12 protein-coding genes are annotated in these 16,451 nt (G+C 72.1%); 10 read left to right on the plus strand and 2 right to left on the minus strand.

Annotation, left to right across the window (positions count from 1 at the left end):
- Positions 1 to 10 precede the first annotated feature (10 nt).
- From IH26_RS0101165 to IH26_RS0101175, 3 genes are all read left to right on the plus strand, one after another.
- On the plus strand, positions 11 to 1,246 hold the full coding sequence (locus tag IH26_RS0101165; protein ID WP_030434185.1) for an RNA polymerase sigma factor: 1,236 nt from the start codon (positions 11 to 13) through the stop codon (positions 1,244 to 1,246).
- Positions 1,247 to 1,357: 111 nt separating this feature from the next.
- Entirely contained in the window at positions 1,358 to 2,143 is a 786-nt protein-coding gene (locus tag IH26_RS0101170) for a tetratricopeptide repeat protein (RefSeq protein ID WP_051807193.1), read from the plus strand.
- A gap of 48 nt (positions 2,144 to 2,191) precedes the next feature.
- Positions 2,192 to 3,013: an alpha/beta fold hydrolase gene (locus IH26_RS0101175; protein WP_030434187.1), complete on the plus strand. Its 822-nt coding sequence runs from the start codon at positions 2,192 to 2,194 to the stop codon at positions 3,011 to 3,013.
- Here IH26_RS0101175 and IH26_RS0101180 read toward each other — a convergent pair.
- On the minus strand, positions 3,000 to 4,607 hold the full coding sequence (locus IH26_RS0101180; protein WP_051807194.1) for an AfsR/SARP family transcriptional regulator: 1,608 nt from the start codon (positions 4,605 to 4,607) through the stop codon (positions 3,000 to 3,002). The genes IH26_RS0101175 and IH26_RS0101180 overlap by 14 nt on opposite strands.
- A gap of 221 nt (positions 4,608 to 4,828) precedes the next feature.
- Between IH26_RS0101180 and IH26_RS0101185 the strand changes: the two genes are divergently transcribed.
- A complete protein-coding gene (locus IH26_RS0101185) occupies positions 4,829 to 7,951 on the plus strand; it encodes an ATP-binding protein (protein WP_030434189.1) in 3,123 nt (1,040 codons plus the stop codon).
- Between the two features lie 76 nt (positions 7,952 to 8,027).
- On the plus strand, positions 8,028 to 11,141 hold the full coding sequence (locus tag IH26_RS0101190; protein ID WP_051807196.1) for an ATP-binding protein: 3,114 nt from the start codon (positions 8,028 to 8,030) through the stop codon (positions 11,139 to 11,141).
- A 119-nt stretch (positions 11,142 to 11,260) separates the two neighbouring features.
- Here IH26_RS0101190 and IH26_RS0101195 read toward each other — a convergent pair whose 3' ends face one another.
- A complete protein-coding gene (locus IH26_RS0101195; RefSeq protein WP_030434191.1) occupies positions 11,261 to 11,854 on the minus strand; it encodes a hypothetical protein in 594 nt (197 codons plus the stop codon).
- Positions 11,855 to 11,890: 36 nt separating this feature from the next.
- Between IH26_RS0101195 and IH26_RS52920 the strand changes: the two genes are divergently transcribed.
- The 5 genes from IH26_RS52920 (at position 11,891) to IH26_RS0101220 (ending at position 16,393) form a co-directional block, all read left to right on the plus strand.
- Positions 11,891 to 12,871 (plus strand): NAD(P)H-dependent flavin oxidoreductase, encoded by a 981-nt coding sequence (locus IH26_RS52920; RefSeq protein WP_245664862.1) that lies wholly within the window; start codon positions 11,891 to 11,893, stop codon positions 12,869 to 12,871.
- An 80-nt stretch (positions 12,872 to 12,951) separates the two neighbouring features.
- On the plus strand, positions 12,952 to 13,485 hold the full coding sequence (locus IH26_RS0101205; RefSeq protein ID WP_034213180.1) for a SigE family RNA polymerase sigma factor: 534 nt from the start codon (positions 12,952 to 12,954) through the stop codon (positions 13,483 to 13,485).
- A gap of 87 nt (positions 13,486 to 13,572) precedes the next feature.
- Positions 13,573 to 14,832: a hypothetical protein gene (locus tag IH26_RS0101210; protein ID WP_030434193.1), complete on the plus strand. Its 1,260-nt coding sequence runs from the start codon at positions 13,573 to 13,575 to the stop codon at positions 14,830 to 14,832.
- 80 nt (positions 14,833 to 14,912) lie between these two features.
- A complete protein-coding gene (locus IH26_RS0101215) occupies positions 14,913 to 15,182 on the plus strand; it encodes a YggT family protein (RefSeq protein ID WP_030434194.1) in 270 nt (89 codons plus the stop codon).
- A 95-nt stretch (positions 15,183 to 15,277) separates the two neighbouring features.
- A complete protein-coding gene (locus IH26_RS0101220) occupies positions 15,278 to 16,393 on the plus strand; it encodes an aminopeptidase P family protein (protein ID WP_030434195.1) in 1,116 nt (371 codons plus the stop codon).
- The last annotated feature ends 58 nt before the right edge of the window (positions 16,394 to 16,451 follow it).

Raw genomic sequence — 16,451 nt, forward strand, 5'->3', positions numbered from 1 at the left:
GGGGTCACCGATGGGTACGGCGGCCGACTCGGTCGAGGCGGTCTTCCGCGAGGAGTGGGGGCGCCTGCTGGCCACGCTCGTCCGTACCCTCGGGGATCTCGACCTGGCCGAGGAGGTCGCCGCGGACGCCGTGGCCGCCGCGTTGCAACGGTGGCCGCGGGACGGGGTGCCCGATCGCCCGGCGGCGTGGCTGCTCACCACGGCCCGCCACCGGGCGGTCGACCTGTTACGCCGGGACCGGGTGCTGGCCGCGAAGCTGGCCCTGCTGCAGGTGGAGGCGGACCGGTACGAGCCACCGGCGCCCGCCCTCGACCCGGACGAGTTGCCGGACGAGCGATTGCACCTCTTCTTCACCTGCTGCCACCCGGCGCTGGCGCTCGAGGCGCAGACCGCGCTGACCCTGAACTGCCTCGGCGGCCTCAGCACGCCGGAGGTCGCCCGCGCCTTCCTCACCCCGAACGCCACGATGGCCCAGCGGCTGGTGCGGGCGAAGCGCAAGATCCGCGAGGCGCGGATCCCGTTCCGCGTCCCCCGGGCGCACGAACTGCCCGAGCGGCTCCCGGCGGTGCTCCGCGTGATTTATCTGATCTTCACCGAGGGGTACGCCGCGACCGCCGGCCTCGCCTTGATGCGGCCCGAACTGGTCGACGAGGCGGTGCGGCTGGCCCGGATCCTGCACCGCCTCATGCCCCGGGAGCGCGAGGTGGCCGGGCTCCTGGCGCTCATGCTGCTCGTCGACGCCCGCCGGGCCGCCCGGGTGGACGTCCGCGGCGACCTGGTGCTGCTCGACGACCAGGACCGGGCGCGGTGGGACGCCGGCAAGATCGAGGAGGGGCGCCGGCTCGTGGTCGAGGCGCTGACCGGCGGCCGGCCCGGCCCGTACGCGCTGCAGGCGGCCATCGCGGCCGTGCACGACGAGGCGGCGACCGTCGCGACCACCGACTGGCCGCAGATCGTCGCCCTGTACGACGTCCTCCGCACGGTCGCGCCCTCGCCGCTGGTCGAGCTCAACCGGGCGGTGGCGGTCGCCATGGTCGACGGCCCCGAGACCGGGCTCGCGCTGCTGGACGCCCTGGCGGCGGACCGGCGCCTGGCCGGCTACCACCTGCTGCCCGCCGCCCGCGGCGACCTGCTGCGCCGGCTGGGCCGCACGGCGGAGGCGGCGGACGCGTACCGGCAGGCGCTGGAACTCGCCGGCAACGGCCCGGAACAGGCGTTCCTGCGACGGCGCTTGCGCGAGGGCTAGTCCCGCCGATTCACAAGTCGTACAGTGATGCGCCCTAACCTGCCGCCATGGCCACAGCCGACGATGGTGTCCTCACCGAGGAGCAGTTCCAGTGCCTCGCGCAGTAAGCGAATGACCGTCGAGCGGGACGACGCGCGACCGGAGGCGTTCGCGGCGGAGATCCGCGCGGCCTTCCGCAGCGGCGACGAATCGGCAGCGACCCGCATGGCGCGAACCGAGATCGAGCGGGCCCGGGCGGCCGGCGAACCCGCCGGCGAGGTCGAAAGCCTGTACGCCCTGGCGCGCGTAGCCCTGCGCGCCGGCGACCTGGCGCAGGCGGAGGAGCTCGCCTCCGCGGCCCTGGAGGTCGCGGTGCGGTCGGGCGACCGGCGGCTGGAGGAGCGCCCGCGGCACGTGCTGGCCGCGGTGGCCCGGCTGTCCGGCGACCACGCCGAGGCACGTACCCGCTACCTGGCCAGCATTGCGCTGAACGATCAGCTCGGGCAGCCCGAGCTGGGGAACGCGGAGTACCACAACCTGGCCTTCACCGAGCTGCGCCTCGGCCATCTCGACCGGGCCCGGCAGCTTTTCGCCGAGGGCCGGGACCGGGTGTTCCGCAACTGCTACCGCGACTTCGTGCCGTACCTCGGGGTCGCGGCGGCAGCCCTGGCGACGGCCGAGGGTGACCACCGCACGGCTGCTCGCATGATCGGCTTCACCGATCGCGCCTATGCCGCGATCGGGCAGGTGCCCGACCCGGACGACGCGGCGGAGCTGGCGGCCGCGCGTACCGCCGCCGTGGCCGCCCTGGGCGAGGCGGACTTCGCGCATGCGTACGCGTCGGGCGCGGTCCTGGACGAGACCGGGGCGTTCGGGCTCGAGTGGGACGTTCACTGCTCGTCAACTGCGTCCGCCTAGCTTCATGCGGGACAGCGGCATTTCCTTCGTCGAGGGGTGAAGGCGGACATGGCTACGATCACGACCACGGACGGCACGGAGATCTTCTACAAGGACTGGGGGACCGGCCGGCCGATCGTCTTCAGTCACGGGTGGCCGTTGACGGCCGACGACTGGGACGCCCAGATGATGTTCTTCCTCGGCCACGGGTACCGGGTCATCGCGCACGATCGGCGCGGGCACGGCCGCTCCGCGCAGGTGGATGGCGGGCACGACATGGACCACTACGCCGACGACCTGGCCGCACTGACCGCGCACCTCGACCTGCGCGACGCCGTGCACGTCGGGCACTCGGCCGGCGGCGGTGAGGTGGCCCGCTACGTCGCCCGGCACGGCGAGAGCCGGGTGGCCAAGGTGGTACTGATCAGCGCGGTGCCGCCGTACGTGATGGCGGCCGAGGGCCGGCCCGACGGCGCGCCCAAGAGCGTCTTCGACGGCTGGCGGGCCCAGGTCGCCGGCCACCGGGCCGACTTCTACCGGGGCATAGCGTCCGGCCCGTTCTACGGCTTCAACCGGCCGGATGCCACCGTCTCCGAGGCGGTGATCGACAACTGGTGGCGCCAGGCCATGTCCGGCGCGGCGATCGCCCAGCACGACGAGATCGCCGCCTTCTGCGAGGACTTCACCGAGGACCTCAAGAAGATCAGCGTCCCGGTGCTGGTCCTGCACGGCGAGGACGACCAGATCGTCAATCCCGAGACCACCGCGCCGCGGTCGGCCGAGCTGGTCGCCAACGGCACGCTCAAGACCTACCCGGGCTTCCCGCACGGGATGCCGACCACGCACGCCGACGTGATCAACGCCGACCTGCTGGCCTTCATCCGGTCCTGACCGGCCGGAACCAGCGGGCCCCTTCAGCGGGGCCCGCTGGAGGGGAACTCCGCAGGCCGTGACGTAGCTCGGCGGCGACCGCGGCCAGCGACAGCCGCGGCCGGGCGCTCAGCCGGGCGGCCAGGATGGCCAGTGCCAGGGGGAACCGCCCGCACAACTCGACGATCTCGTCGACGACCTCGGCCTCCGCCGCGAGGTCGGCGGTGGACCGGTTCGGCGACCGTTCGAGCCGCCGGCGGAACAGCGCCCGGGCCGAGGCCGCGTCCGGCAGCTCGATGTGCATCAGGTCGGCCCCGTCCAGCGCGGCCAGGCCGATCAGCGGTGACCGGCTGGACACGAGCACCATCGACCGCGCCGAGCTCGGCAGCAGCGGGCGTACCTGGGCGACGTCCCGCGCGTCGTCGAGCAGCAGCAGGATCCGCCGGCCCGCGATCAGGCTCCGATACGCGCCGATGCGACCCTCGACCGTCGCCGGGACCCGGGATTCGGGCATGCCGAGCGAGGTGAGCAGCGCGCGCAGTGCCTCTTCGACCGGGAGGCTGCCCTCGCCGGCCGCCCGTCCGCGGAGGTCGAGGTGGAGCTGCCCGTCGGCGAACTCGTCGGCGACGAGGTGGGCGAAATGGGTGGCGAGCGCCGACTTCCCGACACCGCCCATGCCGTCCAGGCCGACGATGAGCGGGCTCGCCCGCACCTCGGCGAGCAGACCGGTGAGCGTGGCGAGCTCGTTCGCGCGGCCGGCGAAGGTCGGCAGGTCAGGCGGAAGCTGGGCCGGCCGGGTCACCAGCGCCGGCGGCACGGCGACCGGGCGGCCGGCCCGGTCGTCCTCGCCGGGGACGGGTTGCATCCCGTACGCGGGATCGAGAACACGCCGATGCGCCTCCCGGAGCGCCTGGCCGGGGTCGATGCCGAGATCGTCGGCAAGCCGGTCCCGGACCACCCGGAACGCCGCGAGTGCCTCCGCCTGCTGCCCGTCCGCGGCCAGGGTGGTGATGAGACTGGCCTGCACCTGCTCGTGCAACGGCGCCATCCCGCCGGCCAGCCGCAGTGCGGGCAGCACCCGGTCCGGCTGGCGCAGCGCGGCGGCGAGGCCGGCCGCCGAACCGCACGCGGCGTAGAACTCGCCGTCCAGCGCGGCGGCGATCGACATCGCGGCCGATCCCCGCATGAGCGCGTCCGCGGTGGAACCGTTCCACAGCCGGAGCGCGTCGACGTACTGGTCGAGCGCGTCGTGCGGGCGCCCCGCGGCCCGGCTGGTATGCGCGGCCCGGACCAGCATGCGGAAGCGCGCCAGGTCCAGTTCGTCCGGCCCGACGGCGATCTGATAGCCGTTGCCGCGCCGGATGAGGTACGAGCCCGTCTCGCGGGGAGAGAGGGCCGGCTCGAGCAGCCGCCGCAGCGTGCCGACGTACTTGTGCAGGATGTTGAGCGCGCTGTACGGCGCGTCCTCGCCCCACACCAGGTCGATCAGGTCATCGGTGGTCACCGGCCGGCCGGCGCGGGCGAGCAGGAGCGCCAGCACGTACGCCTGCTGCGGCGGACCGATCTCCTGCTCGACCCCGTCCTGCCAGAGCCGCAGAGAACCGAGGATCTGCAACCGCGGGCCCTGGCCGGAAGCCGGTTGGGGCGGCCGCGGGGGATGAAGTGCTACTACCGAGGCGGGCACGTTCGACTCCCATCCTGGGTCGATGCTGTGCCGAGTCTGTCCGACTCCACTGAACGATCACTGCAATCGCACTGACTTCGTCACTTGCACTGTCTTCGACTCCAGCGGACGCTGGAGGCCACGGCTTGGTCGGCTCCGGAGGTGGTTGCGCGATGGCGGCGTCGGTCGTTGCGCCGTCGCTGCGGATCCTCGGACCGCTGCAAGTCCGGCGCGGCGGTGTCGAGCTCGATCCCGGCCCGCGCCAGCAGGCTCTCCTGCTTGCCGTTCTGCTGGCGCGGACGGGTCAGCCGGTCAGCGTGGATGAGTTGATCGATGTGCTCTGGCCGCAGGACGCACCGTCGAGCGCGGTCAACATCATCCAGAAGCATGTCGGCGCCTTGCGGCGGCTCCTCGAGCCCGATCTCCTCCACCGGGACGGCGGCTCGTACCTGCGACTCCACGGCAACGGATACCTTTTGGCGGCCGGCGCCGACGTGGTGGATCTCGTCGCGTTCCGGAATCTCACCGGTTCGGCCCGGGCCGCCCTTGCCGGACAGGACCGCGAAGAGTCGCTCGATTGCTATGCGGATGCCCTGGCGCTGTGGCGAGGTCCCGCGGGCGACCCGCTCAACCACGGCTCGTCCGCGAAGCATGTCTTCGCCGCGCTCGACGACGAGTTCTTCACCGCCTGTGTGGCGGCGGCCGATCTTTCGGTGTCGCTCGGCCGGCCGCAACGCGTCCTGCGCCAGTTGCGCCTGGCCGCTTCGATGGCTCCGCTGCACGAGCCCGTCCAGGCCGCCCTGGTCTCGGCCCTGAGCGCGGCCGGTAACCAGGCCGAAGCCCGATCGCTGTTGGATGTCGTCGGCGTGCGGCTGGCCGAGGGATTCGGTGTCGACCCCGGTCCGGCGCTGCGAGCCGCGCACCGGTGGACCCTCGGCAGGACCCTCCTGCCGGCGGGCGCCATTGTGGGCCGGACCGAGGAACTGACGGTACTGCGCCGTGGGGTGGCGAGGGCTCTCGCCGGCGGGACCGGGCTGATCCTGGTGGAGGGAGAGCCCGGGGTGGGCAAGACTCGCCTGCTCGAGGAGACCGCGGCGGAGGCGGAAGAGCGCGGTGCGCTGGTGGTCTGGGGTCAATGTCTGGAGGGTGACGGCACCCCCGCGATGTGGCCGTGGGTGCAAGCGGTCGGCTCGCTCCTCGACCGTCTGCCCGCCGACGCTCGGAGCGAGTGGCTCGCCGGCGAACTCGGCCGGCTGGTCACCGGCAACGACGCCGACCTGGACACGCCGGTGCAACCGGACAGCGGAACTCAGTTCCAACTGTTCGAGCGGGTGGCCGACATCGTTGCGGACGCGGCTTCCCATGGCCGCCTGCTGCTGGTCCTGGACGACCTCCAATGGGCGGATCATGCCTCGCTGGATCTGTTCGGCCACCTCGGCGGCCGGCTGGCCGCCGGTGTGGCGCTGGTCGGCGCGTTCCGCACCCACGCTCCGGTTCCCGGGTCGGAGCTCACCCGGATGCTGGCCCGGGTGAGCAGGGTAGCCGGCCATCGTCGCATCCGCCTCGGACCTCTCGGCCAGGACGAGGTCACGCAGCTCGTGCACCGAGTGACCGGACGGATGCCGACTTCCGTCGTCTCGCACGACATCCGGGCCCGGACCGGGGGTAACCCGTTCTTCGTACGCGAGCTGTCGCGCCTGCTCACGGCCGGCGACACTGCCTTCGACGGTGAAGAGGCGGTACGGACGGGCCTGCCGTCCGCCGTCCGCGACGTCGTCCAGGACCGGATGGCGGAGCTCGACCGCAACACCCGCCGGCTGCTGCAGATCGCGGCGCTGATCGGCCGGGAGGTGGATGTCGGCCTGCTGGCGCGGGTCGCCGGGCTGGAGGCCCGGGCCTGCCTGCGCGGACTGGAACCGGTCGAGGAACTCGGACTGATCGGGCCGATGCCCGGCAACCCCTTCTCGGTACGGTTCGCTCACGACCTGGTGCGCGAGTCGGTCGTGCGGACCACACCGCCGCAGAACACCCCGGCGATCCACCTACGGATCGCGGACGCCATGGGGAACAACCAACCGTTCGGTGAGCCCGTCGCCGAGCGACTCGCCCATCACCTGTGGGAAGCGGGGCCGCTCGCCGACCCCGCCCGTACCGCGGCTGCCCTCGTACGTGCGGGCCGGAGCGCAGCGGTCAAGTTCGCGTTCGATGCCGGCGAGCGGCACCTGCGAGCGGCGGTCTCGGTGGCGCGATCGGCCGGCCTGGCCGAGGGTGAGCTCGCCGCGCTGTCGCAACTCACCATGGTGCTCGGGATGCAGACGGGGTATCTCGGCGCCCCGCCCGACATCCTGGAACGGTCCGAAGAACTCGCCCGCAGCCTCGGCCGGGAACTGGAGGCGACGAGTTTCCTGTTCACCCGCTGGACCGGGTACTCACAGGGCGTCCAGATCCAGGCGAGCGGGCGGCTGGCGGGCCGGTTGCGCGAGCGGGGCGAGGCGTCGGCCAACGCCGTCGTACGCGGGTACGGCTGGCTCGCGTGGGGCGTACACCAATGGGAGATCGGCGACATCGGCGAGGCCCTGCGATACCTGAGGATGTCCACAGAGGCGACGTCGGACGGTTCCGTCCGGCTGGAGCACGCGCCGCTGCTGCGCGACCTGAAATTGCTCTCGGCCGGGATGCTCGGGTTGATGACGACCCTTCATGGCGACGTGCCGGAGGCCAGGGCACTGTTCGCGGAGATGGAAGCGGACGCCGGGAACGACCCGTACGCGGTCACCTTCTGGGCTACCTTCGTGTCCCTTTCGGCCACCCTGGCCGGTGATCCGGAATGGGCGCTGACCGCGGCCGAACGGGGCATCGCCGCCGACCCCGATCTCCACTTCGAGTTCCTCGGCACCTACCAGAGACTGGCCCGCTGCTGGGCGCGGGCCCTGCTCGGCCGGGATCCGGAGAGCGCGGCCGCCGAGATCGAAGGCCGCATCACGGAAAGCCTGCTCGACCCGCCGCGCTCTTGCATGGTGACCTGGTACGGGGCGTTGGCCGAGATGCGCCTGACGGCCGGCGCGCTGGATGAGGCGGAGGAGGCCCTCGATCGGGCCGAGTGGGCGCTGAACCGTTACGGGCAGCGCTACGCCGAGGGCCTCATCCTCCTGCTACGCACGCGGTTGCTGACGGCTCGCGGCCGGCCGGCCGAGCTCGTACGGGCCGCCGCCGAGCGGACGCGAATCCTGTCCGTACAGCGCGAGGCCCTGTTGTTCAGCCAGCGCGCCGAAAACGAGACAGGTCGTGGATCGTAGACTCGCGGCAACGGTGACAGTGGTGCGTTCGGGGGTCGTAGGAGTGGGCACGCCGGCCGACGATCGTTCGTTGCGTATGCAGATCCTCGGTCCGCTACGGCTCTGGCGAGGCGCGGTCGAGCTCGACCAGGGCCCCCGCCAGCAGGCCTACCTCCTCGCCCTCCTCCTGGCCCACGAAGGCCGGCCGATCAGCACCACCGAGCTGACCGAGCTCATCTGGGACGACGAGCCCCCCGCCACCGCTCTCAACATCATCCAGAAGCACGTCGGAGCCCTGCGCCGACTGTTCGAACCCCAGCTGACGTCCCGCGACGCCGGCTCCTACCTGCATCGCCGGGGCAACAGCTACGTGTTCACCGCCCACCCCGGCATGCTCGATCTGCTCGCCTTCCGGAACGGCATCGCGGCGGCCAAGGTCAACCACGCCCGCGGTCACCACGGCGAAGCACTCGATCATTACCTGCGAGCGCTGAACCTCTGGGTCGGACCGGCGGCCGCCGGGCTGCACCATGGACCGGCGGCGATGGCTGTCTTCGCCGCCCTCGACGCGGAGTTCTACGACGCGTGTGCCGATGCCGCGGAGCTCGCCGGGTCGGAACACCGGCCCGGGGAAGTACTGCCGGCGTTGCAACTCGCCGCGTCGATGGCGCCCGTGCACGAGCCTGTCCAGGCCGCCCTCATCAGAGTGCTCGGCGCCGCGGGACGCCAGGCGGAAGCCCTCTCCATGGTGCGGAAAGTCCGCGACCGGCTCGCGGCGGAGCTCGGCGTGGGCCCCAGCCCGGCATTGGCGGCCGCACACCGGCAGGTGCTGACGCAGGCTCCGGCGGGCGTCGAGCCGCCGCGGACAGCGGAGCGGCTGATCGGCCGCGTCGAGGAACTCGCGGAACTCCGCCACACCATGCAAGCCGGGCTCACCGGTGGAATGGCGCTCGGCATCGTCGAGGGTGAACCCGGCGTCGGCAAGACCCGCCTGCTCGAGGAGGCAGCCGCCGAGGCCGGCCGGCGCGGCGCAAACGTCGTCTGGGGCCGGTGCCTGGACGGCGCCGGAACGCCCTCGATGTGGCCGTGGGTACAGATGATCCGCTCGATCCTCGACCTGCTGCCCACGCGCGCCCGGGAGAAGTGGCTGGCCGGCGAGCTCGGCCGGCTGTTCGAACCGCGCGGCGACGTCCTCGCCGCGCCGGTGCTGCCCGACAACGGTCTCCGCTTCCGCCTCTTCGAAAGAGTTGTCGCCGTCATCGGCGAGGGCTCCGAACTGCGGCCGCTGCTATTGATCATCGACGACCTGCAGTGGGCCGACGCCACCTCGCTGGAACTGTTCGGACATCTGGCGGGCCGGTTGCCCCAGGCCACCGTGATCATGGGAGCGTTCCGGGACCGCGCCCCCACGCCCGGCTCGGGACTTTCCCGTACGCTTGCCGCCGCCAGCCGGGCACCCGGCCATCGCCGCATCCGCCTCGGCCCGCTCGCTCCCCACCAGGTGGCCGAGCTGGTCCGACGGGAAACCGGCCAGGAGCCCGGTCCCGACGCCACTCGCCGTATCCACGCCCGTACCGCCGGCAATCCCTTCTTCGTGCAGGAACTGTCCCGCCTGTTGACGGGTGGCCCCGCGAACATCGACGACGCCGTGACCCACACCGGGGTGCCGGCAACCGTGCGCGACGTCGTCCGCGACCGCATGGCCGGCCTGGACGACAACGCCGTACGCCTGCTTCGGATCGCCGCGCTCATCGGCCGGACCGTCGAGCTGAGCATGCTCATCCGCGTCACCGGCCTCGACCTGGCGAGCTGCCTCGGCCGCCTCCAGCCCGTGAAGGACCTGGGTTTGCTGGAGCCCGTGCCGGAGTCTCCGTTCTCCGTACGCTTCGCGCACGACCTGGTCCGTGAGTCGGTCTCCGAGGCCACGCCGCCCACCCTGGCGAGCCAGCTGCATCTGCGCATCGCCGACGCGATCGAGGAAACCGGCTCCCAGGACGAGTCCGTCCCCGAGCGTCTGGCCTACCACCTGTGGTCGTCCGGCCCACTCGCCGACCCCGCCCGGACAGCCGCCGTGCTCGTCCGAGCCGGGCGCCACGCGGCGACCAAGTCCGCGCTCGAGGCGGCCGAGCGCCACCTGCGCTCGGCCGCGCAAGTGGCACGAACGGCGGGGCTGAACGAGCTGGAGCTGACGGCCCTGGCTCAGCTGACCGCGGTGGTGGGCATGCGGTCCATGTACGGCTTCTCGTCGCTGGAACTGCTCGAACGTGCCGAGCACCTGGCCCGCCTCCTGGGCCGCGAGGTGGAGGCGGCCGGCTTCCTCTACTCACGCTGGGCGGCCCACGCCCAGGCAATCGAGCTGGACCGTAGCGGCCCGCTGGCGCGCCGGCTGCTCGAGCTGGCGGAGGCTTCCGCCGACCCGTTCGTACGGGCCTGCGGGCTGCAGGCCTGGGGCATCCACCAGTGGGACATAGGAAACATCGGGGAATCGTTCCGCTACCTGAGCCGATCCAAGGCCATGGTCCTCGATTTCGGCCGGCGCGAGGCGGACCCGGTGCGGCACGACCTGCAGTTGCTGATGACCGGGATGGTTGCCGAGCTCACCGCGTTGCACGGCGACCTCGACGGGGCACAGGTTCTCCTGGACGTACTCGAAAACCGGGCCGGCGAGGACCCGTACATGATCACGGTGTGGGCCACCTTCGGGGCGAGGATCGCGTCGATCGCCGGGGACCCGATGCGAGCCCTGCGCGCGGCGCAGCGGGGCATCGCGGCCGATCCCGACTTCTCCTTCGTCTTCCTCGGCACCTACCAACGGCTGGCCCGATGCTGGGCGTCCGCGATGACCGGCGACGACCCGGAGGACGCCGCGGCCGAGGCCGAACGGATCATCACGACGAACCTCCTGGATCCGCCACGTTCGTGCGTTGCCACGTGGTACGGCCTGCTCGGCGAGATGCGGCTGGCGTCCGGGGCGACGGAGGAAGCCGCCACCGCCCTCGATCGGGCGGACTATTTCCTCGAGACTTGCGGTCAGCGGTACCCGGAGGGTCTGCTCCTTCTCTTGCGGGCGCGGCTGCGGCACGCCCGCGGGGAGCCGGTTGCCGGCGTACGGGCCGTCGCCGAGCGAGCCAGAGCGTTGTCCACCGACCGTGAGGCGCACCTCTTCGCGCGGCGAGCCGAGCTGTTCCTGGCCGAGCTGGATCGGCGGTGACGCGGACCGCCGGCGGTTTGGCTGAGGATCGTTCGCTGATACCGGTCGGGGTGTTTGCGGGCGGTCCAGCAGATGCCGTGGCACGGACGCGTTCGGGCCGATCCGGCAAGGTCAGCCCGCTAGACCGGTCCCGACGCGTACGGCCGGCTGCCCGGCGCCCGCCGGAAGGCGCTGGTCGGGCGCACCGTGACCAGGTTCGCCATCCGGTCCCGCCGGTCGGCGAAGACCGAGTCGCCGTTGCCCGGGTACAGCTTGGTCAGGAACTCCCGGGCCTGCTCGTCGGTGACCCGGCCGGCGGCCATGGCCCGGTAGAGCACCAGCTCCGAGAAGTCGTTCCCGGTCATCCCGTCGTAGCCGCCGGCCTCGTCGACCCGATAGCACGACGTGTATTCCCAGGTCACCGCGCCGGAGGAGAGGATCCACGGCAGATGCGCGGCGGCCTTCTCGGCGGTGGCCTCACCGTCCCAGGCCAGCATCGTGTCGACCGACACCGGGCTGACCTGGTAGTCGTCCAGCGCCAGCCAGTTCTCGTCGTTCGGCTCGCGCCGGCGCAGGCCCACGTTGGCGTCGTAGAAGACGCGGTGCAGCAACTCCGCCCAGTCGGGCGCCGCCAGGTCGAAGAACCACGTCTTGCTCTGCGTGCCGGCGCTGCGCCCGGCCAGGCTCGCCAGCCGGTACGCCAGATCGACCCGGTACTGCTCGGGCTCGGGCATGGACCGACCCTATCCGAGCCTGGATAGGGTCGGGGGATGCGAGACCTCCTGCGTCCGGTGATCGTCGCGCCGATGGCCGGCGGTCCTTCGACGTCGTCGCTGGTCACTGCGTCCGCGCGGGCCGGCGCGCTGGGCTTCCTCGCGGCCGGTTACCAGACGCCGGCGGCGGTCGAGGAGGAGCTGCGGGCGCTCGGGGGAGTGCCGCACGGGCTCAACATCTTCGTCCCCCGGCCGGCCCCCGCCGACCTGGAGCCGCTCGAGCGCTACCGGCGGCTGCTTCAGCCCGAGGCGGATCGCTACGAGGTCGACCTGCCACCGCTGCGCCTCGACGACGACGACCATTTCGAAGACAAGATCCAAATCGCTGTTGCGTACGGGATTCCGCTGGTCAGCTTCACCTTCGGGGTGCCCGGCCCGCGGTCGGTGCGGGCCCTGCGCGCGGCCGGCTCCGCGGTGCTGATCACCGTGACCTCCGCCGAGGAGGCCCGCCAGGCGCTGGCCGCCGGCCCCGACGCGCTGATCGCCCAGGGCGGCACCGCCGGCGCGCACTCCTCCACCTTCGACCCGCTCGGCTATCGCGGCACGTCCACGGCGGCCGGGGTGCTGGCCGCGGTGCGCGCCGTCACCGATCTGCCGATCGTCGCGGCCGGCGGCGTCACCTCGGCCGCCGACGTGCGCGACCTGCTCGACGCGGGCGCGGCGGCGGTGCAGTGCGGCACCTCCTTCCTGCTCGCGGACGAGGCCGGCACCCGGGCGCCGCACCGGGCCGCGCTGCTCTCCGGCGACTATCGGGAGACGGTGGTGACCAGGGCCTTCACCGGGCAGCCGGCGCGCGGGCTGCGGAACCGGTTCATCGACGAGTATTCGGCGGTGGCGCCGGTCGGCTATCCGGCGATCCACCATCTGACCGCGCCGATCCGGGCCGCGGCGGCCGCGCGGCGACCAGAGCGCGCTACACCTGTGGGCGGGCACGGGCTTCGCCTCGGCTCGTCCCGGGCCGGTCGCCACCCTGGTTGAAGATCTTCTGCCGTAGCTGACAACCGGACCGCCGCCCGACCCCGTCTCAGGGGTGGACAAACCCAACGGAGGGACGGGCGATGCCGGACGGTTCGGAAGAGGATTACGTCGACTACGTCTCGGCGCGGATTCCCGCGCTGCGGCGCCTGGCGTATCTCCTCACCAGCGACGCACATCGCGCCGACGATCTGGTGCAGCAGACCATCACGACGCTGTACGTGAAGTGGCGGCGGGCGAGAGCCGCCGACAACCTCGACGCGTATGTGCGCACGATGCTGGTCCGGACGTTCCTGGACGAGAAACGGCTGGCCTGGGCCCGGGTCCGCCTGTTTCGCGAGATGCCCGAGCCGCCGCCGTTCTTCGACGGCGGCAGCGAGGACCGTCAGGTGGTGCGCGCGGCCCTGCGCCGCGTGCCCCGCCGTCAGCAGGCCGTTCTGGTGCTGCGGTTCTACTACGACCTGTCGGTGGAGGAGGTCGCGGCCATGCTCGGCTGCACCGCCGGCACGGTCAAGAGCCAGACCTCTCGCGGGCTTGCCACGCTGCGCCGCCTGCTCGGCGAGCACGACTTCGCGGATTTCACCGCGGATGCCGTGCCCGGCCGGCGGGGGTCGTGAGCACAGATATCGAGAGCACAGATATCGAGTCCGCGGCCCGGTGGTGAGACCGGGCCGTGAGACAGGGCCGAGGATGAGGAGACGACAATGCCAACCGAGATCGACCTGCTCCGGTCGCTCGACCCCGAGCCGCCGACGCCGTCGACCGTGGACATAACGCGGGCCATCACCGCCGGGCGGAAGCGGCGGGTGCGCCGGGGGGTGGGCTATGCGGGCGTGGCGGCGGTGACCACGCTCGTGGTGGCGGGGGTGGCCGTGGCGGTGGGGCAGCACGGCGCGGGCCCGAAGCGGACCACGGCCGTGGCCGCCTCGCCGTCCCATTCAGGTGCCCCGGCCAAGGGCGACTACACGATCCCGGGCACCAAGGACTGGGTTCCCCCGGCGGCGATCCCGCCGAGCAGCTGCACGATCGAGAAACTCCCGGTGCCCGACGGCGTGGCCATGGCGATCGTCGTCGGCGGCGACCCGACCGGCAGCTGGTTCGTCGGCCGCTCCTACCCGAAGGGCGGCTACCAGGCGGTCATCTGGCACGCCGGCGCCGCGACGAAGGTGATGCTCCCCGGCGACCTCGAAGAGGACCTGGTGGATGTCAACGCCAAGGGCGAGGCGGTCGGCTGGAGCTACCTGCCGACCAAGACCGGCGACAGCGTCTCGGTCCCGTTCGCGTACACCGGCGGCAAGATTGTGCAACTGAAGGGCGTGACCAGCGGCTCGGCGAACGCGATCAACGGAGCCGGCGCGATCGTCGGCGTGGCCGGCGACCACGCGGTGGCCTGGCCGTCGGCGCACGCCGCGCCGATCCTGCTGCCGGTGCCGGCGGGCACCAAGAGTTCCGCGGCCAGCGACATCGACGAGGACGGGACCGTGGTGGGCAGCCTCGACCTCAAGGTGCCGTATGTCTGGTTCGCCGACGGCACCCACCGCGCCCTGCCGCTGCCCATGATCAACGGGAAGCCCGCGGCGAGCGCGCGGGTCATGAGCATCCGCAACGGCTGGGCGACGGGGGTGGCCGATGCCACCGCCGCCTCCCTGCAGTCCCGAGCCGGCGGCGGAAAGGTGTCGCCGGTCCGGTGGAACGTCCGCACCGGCGAGGTGCAGTCCGACACCCGCGGCTGGGACGACATGGTCGACGCCGTGAACGCGCAGGGCTGGGCGACCGGCATCATCAACGGCCGGGCCACGTACGTCGCGGGCGGCAACAAGATCGTGCTGCCCGAGGTGGCCAACCATCAGGCGGGCACCCTCTCCACGATCGCCAACACGATCAGTGACGACGGCAAGGTGATCGCCGGCCAGTCCGACGACGCCTCGGACACCATCCGCGCGGTCGTCTGGCACTGCCAATAGGGCCGCACAGGGCGTGCTCAGCGATTCCACAGAAATCCGACGCACAGTAGTAGCAGCTACCCCGTTCGGTAACTGGAGGAATGATGCTCGCCCTCGTCAGCCTGGTCCTGCTCCTGCTGCAACTGTTGCTGGTCGCTCGCGCGGTGCTCGACTGGTCCGTCGTGCTGGCCGGCCCGTCCACGGCCGGGTCGGTGCGATATCGGCTGACCCGGGGCGTCACCGCGGTCACCGAGCCGATCCTCGCGCCGGTCCGGCGGGTCATCCCGCCGCTGCGGGTCGGCGGCGCCTCCTTCGACCTGGCCTTCATCGTCGTGTTCTTCGCGATCGTCCTGCTCCGCTCCTTTATCTGACGCGGGCCCTTCAACAGGCTCTGTCGGCACGCGCCGCGCCTCATCCCCCTCGGCGGATGAGGCGCGTTCGCGTCTCCGGCCGGGATACTGGCTACATGTCCGCACCGTTCACCACCGACGACTACGCGGCCCGGATGCGTCGGGCGGTCGACGCTGCCACGGCCGCCGGCCTCTCCGGCATCCTCGTCGGTATCGGGCCCGACCTGTCCTGGCTCACCGCGTACCGGCCGACCGCCGTGACCGAGCGCCTCACCCTGCTGGTGCTCACCCCCGACCGGCCGCCGACCCTGGTGGTGCCCGCGCTCGAACGGCCCGACGCCGCGGCCGCCGTGGGCGCGCCGGCCCTGACCCTTGTCGACTGGGCCGACGGCAGCGACCCCTACCAGGCGGTCGCGCCTCTGCTGCGCCCCGACGGACGGTACGGGATCTCCGACTCCACCTGGGCGATGCACCTGCTCGGGCTGCAGAAGGCGCTGCCCGGCACGGCGTACGAGGCGCTCTCGGTCTGCCAGCCGATGCTCCGCGCGATCAAGGACGAGCACGAACTCGCCCGCCTGGCCGCCGCCGGTGCCGCGGCCGACGCCGCCTACGGCGAGATCCTCGGCGCGCGCTTCGCCGGCCGCCGGGAGACCGAGGTGGCCGCCGACTTGGCCGCGCTGCTCCGCAAGTTCGGCCACGAACAGGTCGACTTCACCGTCGTCGGCTCCGGCCCGAACGGCGCCAACCCGCACCACGAGGCCGGCCGCCGCGTGATCGAGGAGGGCGACGCGGTGGTCCTCGACTTCGGCGGCCTGCTCGACGGCTACGGCTCCGACACCACCCGCACGGTCACCGTCGGCGAGCCCTCCGACGAGGTCCGCGAGATCCACGCCATCGTCCGCGAGGCCCAGCAGGCCGCGTTCGAGGCGGTCCGCCCCGGCATCGCCTGCCAGGAGATCGACTGGGTGGCCCGCCAGATGATCCGCGAGGCCGGCTACGGCGAGTACTTCATCCACCGCACCGGCCACGGCATCGGCGTGACCACCCACGAGCCGCCCTACCTGGTCGCCGGCGAGCATCAGCAGCTCGTGCCCGGCATGTGCTTCTCGATCGAGCCCGGCATCTACCTACCCGGCAAATTCGGCGTCCGCATCGAGGACATCGTCACGGTGACGGCTGATGGCGGCCGCCGTCTCAACAACACCGACCATGGCCTCGGAATGGTCGCTTAACTACCAAATGCAGAAGACCATATGATACGGGATTTACGCCAAGTCCCCGATCGAGTGC

This window comes from Actinoplanes subtropicus, assembly GCF_000721705.1.
GTDB lineage: Bacteria > Actinomycetota > Actinomycetes > Mycobacteriales > Micromonosporaceae > Actinoplanes > Actinoplanes subtropicus.

Bases quoted from the DNA above. Each gene is read 5' to 3' on its own strand.
- IH26_RS0101210 (WP_030434193.1), top strand. From the start codon at position 13,573: ATGCCAACCGAGATCGACCTGCTCCGGTCGCTCGACCCCGAGCCGCCG.
- IH26_RS52920 (WP_245664862.1), top strand. From the start codon at position 11,891: ATGCGAGACCTCCTGCGTCCGGTGATCGTCGCGCCGATGGCCGGCGGT.
- IH26_RS0101170 (WP_051807193.1), top strand. From the start codon at position 1,358: ATGACCGTCGAGCGGGACGACGCGCGACCGGAGGCGTTCGCGGCGGAG.
- IH26_RS0101165 (WP_030434185.1), top strand. From the start codon at position 11: ATGGGTACGGCGGCCGACTCGGTCGAGGCGGTCTTCCGCGAGGAGTGG.
- IH26_RS0101190 (WP_051807196.1), top strand. From the start codon at position 8,028: ATGCAGATCCTCGGTCCGCTACGGCTCTGGCGAGGCGCGGTCGAGCTC.
- IH26_RS0101205 (WP_034213180.1), top strand. From the start codon at position 12,952: ATGCCGGACGGTTCGGAAGAGGATTACGTCGACTACGTCTCGGCGCGG.
- IH26_RS0101220 (WP_030434195.1), top strand. From the start codon at position 15,278: ATGTCCGCACCGTTCACCACCGACGACTACGCGGCCCGGATGCGTCGG.
- IH26_RS0101195 (WP_030434191.1), bottom strand. From the start codon at position 11,854: ATGCCCGAGCCCGAGCAGTACCGGGTCGATCTGGCGTACCGGCTGGCG.
- IH26_RS0101175 (WP_030434187.1), top strand. From the start codon at position 2,192: ATGGCTACGATCACGACCACGGACGGCACGGAGATCTTCTACAAGGAC.
- IH26_RS0101185 (WP_030434189.1), top strand. From the start codon at position 4,829: ATGGCGGCGTCGGTCGTTGCGCCGTCGCTGCGGATCCTCGGACCGCTG.
- IH26_RS0101215 (WP_030434194.1), top strand. From the start codon at position 14,913: ATGATGCTCGCCCTCGTCAGCCTGGTCCTGCTCCTGCTGCAACTGTTG.